The following is a 5,475-nucleotide window of genomic DNA, read 5'->3' on the forward strand; positions in this document are numbered from 1 at the left end:
CGGTTGACAAGGCAGCGATTCGATGTAGAATACGCCACCTTGATCGGGCAAGCCCCGAACGCTCTTTAAAAAGTTGACCAAGTAATTCGTGTGGGCGCTGGCCGAGGTATTTCGGATACGAAATATCAGGACAGTGACTCGTCGAAAATTGAGTTTTGTCTTGAGCAAGAATAGAGAATCTTCGGATTCTTGTATGATTTAAACTGAAGAGTTTGATCATGGCTCAGATTGAACGCTGGCGGCAGGCTTAACACATGCAAGTCGAGCGGTAACAGGGGGAGCTTGCTCCCCGCTGACGAGCGGCGGACGGGTGAGTAATACATAGGAATCTGCCCAGTAGTGGGGGATAGCCCGGGGAAACCCGGATTAATACCGCATACGCCCTTCGGGGGAAAGCAGGGGATCTTCGGACCTTGCGCTATTGGATGAGCCTATGTCGGATTAGCTAGTTGGTGGGGTAAAGGCTCACCAAGGCGACGATCCGTAGCTGGTCTGAGAGGATGATCAGCCACATCGGGACTGAGACACGGCCCGAACTCCTACGGGAGGCAGCAGTGGGGAATATTGGACAATGGGGGCAACCCTGATCCAGCCATGCCGCGTGTGTGAAGAAGGCTTTCGGGTTGTAAAGCACTTTCAGTGAGGAGGAAAACCTTACGACTAATACTCGTGAGGCTTGACGTTACTCACAGAAGAAGCACCGGCTAACTCCGTGCCAGCAGCCGCGGTAATACGGAGGGTGCAAGCGTTAATCGGAATTACTGGGCGTAAAGCGCGCGTAGGTGGTTTGATAAGCGAGATGTGAAAGCCCCGGGCTTAACCTGGGAACGGCATTTCGAACTGTCAGGCTAGAGTATGGTAGAGGAGTGTGGAATTTCCTGTGTAGCGGTGAAATGCGTAGATATAGGAAGGAACACCAGTGGCGAAGGCGGCACTCTGGACCAATACTGACACTGAGGTGCGAAAGCGTGGGGAGCAAACAGGATTAGATACCCTGGTAGTCCACGCTGTAAACGATGTCTACTAGCCGTTGGGACTCTTGAAGTCTTAGTGGCGCAGCTAACGCACTAAGTAGACCGCCTGGGGAGTACGGCCGCAAGGTTAAAACTCAAATGAATTGACGGGGGCCCGCACAAGCGGTGGAGCATGTGGTTTAATTCGACGCAACGCGAAGAACCTTACCTGGCCTTGACATGCTGAGAACTTTCCAGAGATGGATTGGTGCCTTCGGGAGCTCAGACACAGGTGCTGCATGGCCGTCGTCAGCTCGTGTCGTGAGATGTTGGGTTAAGTCCCGTAACGAGCGCAACCCCTATCCCTAGTTGCTAGCAGTTCGGCTGAGAACTCTAGGGAGACTGCCGGTGACAAACCGGAGGAAGGTGGGGATGACGTCAGGTCATCATGGCCCTTACGGCCAGGGCTACACACGTGCTACAATGGCGCGCACAGAGGGCTGCAAACCCGCGAGGGGGAGCTAATCTCACAAAACGCGTCGTAGTCCGGATCGGAGTCTGCAACTCGACTCCGTGAAGTCGGAATCGCTAGTAATCGTGAATCAGAATGTCACGGTGAATACGTTCCCGGGCCTTGTACACACCGCCCGTCACACCATGGGAGTGGATTGCACCAGAAGTGGTTAGTCTAACCTTCGGGAGGACGATCACCACGGTGTGGTTCATGACTGGGGTGAAGTCGTAACAAGGTAGCCGTAGGGGAACCTGCGGCTGGATCACCTCCTTAAACGAAGCCGAACGCTTCGGTCAGAGTCCACACGAATTACTTGGTTAACTTGAGAAGAGAGCAAAAGGGTCAACAGACCCGTACCTTTGGGTCTGTAGCTCAGTTGGTTAGAGCGCACCCCTGATAAGGGTGAGGTCGGTGGTTCAAATCCACCCAGACCCACCAGTATTTCACTGCTCGTCGTTGTCGATGCACTTGCATAGCAGGCTATGCGGCGCACCTCGACGCCTAGATCAGTAAAATCCTGGTCCATATGCGACGTAAGCAGAGGCGCCGGACAGATTTCGTTAATCTAGGCGCAGCGAGAGTGAGTGAAGGAGTGACCCTCGATGGGTCATGACTGATGCGAACGAACGTTGCAACGACGAGTAACGGAAGCTGGACAAGCATCTGGGGCTATAGCTCAGCTGGGAGAGCGCCTGCCTTGCACGCAGGAGGTCTGCGGTTCGATCCCGCATAGCTCCACCATATTACTGGCTAGCTTCGGTTAGCAGTGTACAGAAACGAATGTTTCAGAGTGATGAAGCCTTCCTTTCTGATCACTGGGTCAGATTTGCTCTTTAACAAATTGGACGAGATAGAACACGAAGCTATTTTTCTCATTATCTCCGAGAGAAATAGGTTCAATGTGATAACGATTTCAAGCGTTATCCGGTGTTGTCGTTGAAGTGGTTGTATATAGCTTCAAGTGACTGTCTCTGAGACTCATTCTGGATGAGGGATCTGGATTCACTTCGGTGGAGGCAGAATTCTTGTTGAGTGTGGGGCACAGATCAGTTGTCTTGGGGTTATATAGTCAAGCAACTAAGCGCATACGGTGGATGCCTTGGCAGTCAGAGGCGATGAAAGACGTGGAAGCCTGCGATAAGGTTCGGGGAGCTGGCAAACGAGCTGTGATCCGGACATTTCTGAATGGGGAAACCCACCGACTTTCGGGTCGGTACCGTACCGTGAATACATAGCGGTGCGGGGCGAACTCGGGGAACTGAAACATCTAAGTACCCGAAGGAAAAGAAATCAACCGAGATTCCCTAAGTAGCGGCGAGCGAACGGGGACTAGCCCTTAAGCTGGACAACTGGTAGGAGAAGGCTCTGGAAAGTGCCGCCATAGTGGGTGATAGCCCCGTATCCGAAACCTGAGTCCAGTGAAATCGAGTAGGACGGGACACGAGACATCCTGTCTGAACATGGGGGGACCATCCTCCAAGGCTAAATACTCCTGACTGACCGATAGTGAACCAGTACCGTGAGGGAAAGGCGAAAAGAACCCCTGTGAGGGGAGTGAAATAGATCCTGAAACCGTATGCGTACAAGCAGTCGGAGCGGACTTGTTCCGTGACGGCGTACCTTTTGTATAATGGGTCAGCGACTTATGTTCAGTGGCGAGGTTAACCGTTTAGGGGAGCCGTAGGGAAACCGAGTCTGAATAGGGCGATTTAGTCGCTGGGCATAGACCCGAAACCGGGCGATCTATCCATGAGCAGGTTGAAGGTTGAGTAACATCAACTGGAGGACCGAACCCACTGTCGTTGAAAAGCCAGGGGATGACTTGTGGATCGGAGTGAAAGGCTAATCAAGCCCGGAGATAGCTGGTTCTCCCCGAAAGCTATTTAGGTAGCGCCTCGGACGAATACCACAGGGGGTAGAGCACTGTTTCGGCTAGGGGGTCATCCCGACTTACCAACCCGATGCAAACTCCGAATACCTGTGAGTACTATCCGGGAGACACACGGTGGGTGCTAACGTCCATCGTGAAGAGGGAAACAACCCAGACCGCCAGCTAAGGTCCCCAAATACCAGTTAAGTGGGAAACGATGTGGGAAGGCTCAGACAGCTAGGAGGTTGGCTTAGAAGCAGCCATCCTTTAAAGAAAGCGTAATAGCTCACTAGTCGAGTCGGCCTGCGCGGAAGATGTAACGGGGCTCAAACTGGTTACCGAAGCTGCGGCTGCATACGCAAGTATGCGGGGTAGGGGAGCGTTCTGTAAGCCTGCGAAGGTGTGTTGAGAAGCATGCTGGAGGTATCAGAAGTGCGAATGCTGACATGAGTAACGACAATGGGAGTGAAAAACTCCCACGCCGGAAGACCAAGGTTTCCTGCGCAACGCTAATCGGCGCAGGGTGAGTCGGCCCCTAAGGTGAGACCGAAAGGTGTAATCGATGGGAAACGGGTTAATATTCCCGTACCTTGGATAGCTGCGATGGAGAGACGGAGAAGGCTAGGTGAGCCGGGCGACGGTTGTCCCGGTTTAAGCGAGTAGGCAGTGGGATTAGGCAAATCCGGTCCCACAATGCCGAGACGCGACGACGACGGCCCATTAGGGCTGGAAGTCATTGATGCCCTGCTTCCAGGAAAATCTTCTAAGCTTCAGGCTATTCGAGACCGTACCCCAAACCGACACAGGTGGTCAGGTAGAGAATACCAAGGCGCTTGAGAGAACTCGGGTAAAGGAACTAGGCAAAATGGTGCCGTAACTTCGGGAGAAGGCACGCTGGTGGTAGGTGAGACTCTTTACGGGTGGAGCTGAAACCAGTCGAAGATACCAGGCCCCTGCGACTGTTTATTAAAAACACAGCACTGTGCAAACACGAAAGTGGACGTATACGGTGTGACGCCTGCCCGGTGCCGGAAGGTTAATTGATGGGGTTAGCGCTTGCGCGAAGCTCTTGATCGAAGCCCCGGTAAACGGCGGCCGTAACTATAACGGTCCTAAGGTAGCGAAATTCCTTGTCGGGTAAGTTCCGACCTGCACGAATGGCGTAACGATGGGGGCGCTGTCTCTACCCGAGACTCAGTGAAATTGAAATCGCCGTGAAGATGCGGTGTATCCGCGGCTAGACGGAAAGACCCCGTGAACCTTTACTATAGCTTCACAGTGAACTTTGAGCATGTTTGTGTAGGATAGCTGGGAGGCTTTGAAACCAGGACGCCAGTTCTGGTGGAGCCAACCTTGAAATACCAGCCTGACCTGTTTGAGGTTCTAACTTCGTCCCCTTATCGGGGATAAGGACACTGTGTGGTGGGTAGTTTGACTGGGGCGGTCTCCTCCCAAAGCGTAACGGAGGAGCACAAAGGTGGGCTAAGCACGGTCGGACATCGTGCGGTTAGTGTAATGGCACAAGCCCGCTTAACTGCGAGACAGACACGTCGAGCAGGTACGAAAGTAGGTCATAGTGATCCGGTGGTTCTGTATGGAAGGGCCATCGCTCAACGGATAAAAGGTACTCCGGGGATAACAGGCTGATACCGCCCAAGAGTTCACATCGACGGCGGTGTTTGGCACCTCGATGTCGGCTCATCACATCCTGGGGCTGAAGCCGGTCCCAAGGGTATGGCTGTTCGCCATTTAAAGTGGTACGCGAGCTGGGTTTAGAACGTCGTGAGACAGTTCGGTCCCTATCTGCCGTGGACGTTGGAGATTTGAGGAAAGCTGCTCCTAGTACGAGAGGACCGGAGTGGACGAACCGCTGGTGTTCGGGTTGTGTCGCCAGACGCATTGCCCGGTAGCTATGTTCGGACAGGATAACCGCTGAAAGCATCTAAGCGGGAAGCCCCTTCCAAGATGAGATCTCCCTGGACCCTTGAGGTCCCTGAAGAGCCGTTCAAGACCAGGACGTTGATAGGTCGGGTGTGTAAGCGCTGCGAGGCGTTGAGCTAACCGATACTAATTGCTCGTGCGGCTTGACTATATAACACCCAAGACAATTGCGGATAACGCAACGAAATCAACATCAC

2 tRNA genes and 2 rRNA genes are annotated in these 5,475 nt (G+C 53.3%); all 4 read left to right on the top strand.

The window, feature by feature from the left end:
• Positions 1 to 200: 200 nt before the first annotated feature.
• The 4 genes from QPL94_RS21315 to QPL94_RS21330 all read left to right on the top strand — a co-directional run bounded on the left by QPL94_RS21315 (position 201) and on the right by QPL94_RS21330 (position 5,429).
• Positions 201 to 1,740, top strand: a 16S ribosomal RNA gene (locus QPL94_RS21315).
• A gap of 88 nt (positions 1,741 to 1,828) precedes the next feature.
• Positions 1,829 to 1,905: transfer RNA gene (locus tag QPL94_RS21320), tRNA-Ile, on the top strand.
• Between the two features lie 227 nt (positions 1,906 to 2,132).
• Positions 2,133 to 2,208 (top strand) — tRNA-Ala (locus tag QPL94_RS21325).
• A gap of 326 nt (positions 2,209 to 2,534) precedes the next feature.
• A 23S ribosomal RNA gene (locus QPL94_RS21330) occupies positions 2,535 to 5,429 on the top strand.
• Together the 16S and 23S rRNA genes with 2 tRNA genes alongside form the textbook arrangement of a ribosomal RNA operon.
• The last annotated feature ends 46 nt before the right edge of the window (positions 5,430 to 5,475 follow it).

Source organism: Marinobacter sp. SS13-12 (assembly GCF_030227115.1).
In the GTDB taxonomy this organism is placed as follows: domain Bacteria; phylum Pseudomonadota; class Gammaproteobacteria; order Pseudomonadales; family Oleiphilaceae; genus Marinobacter.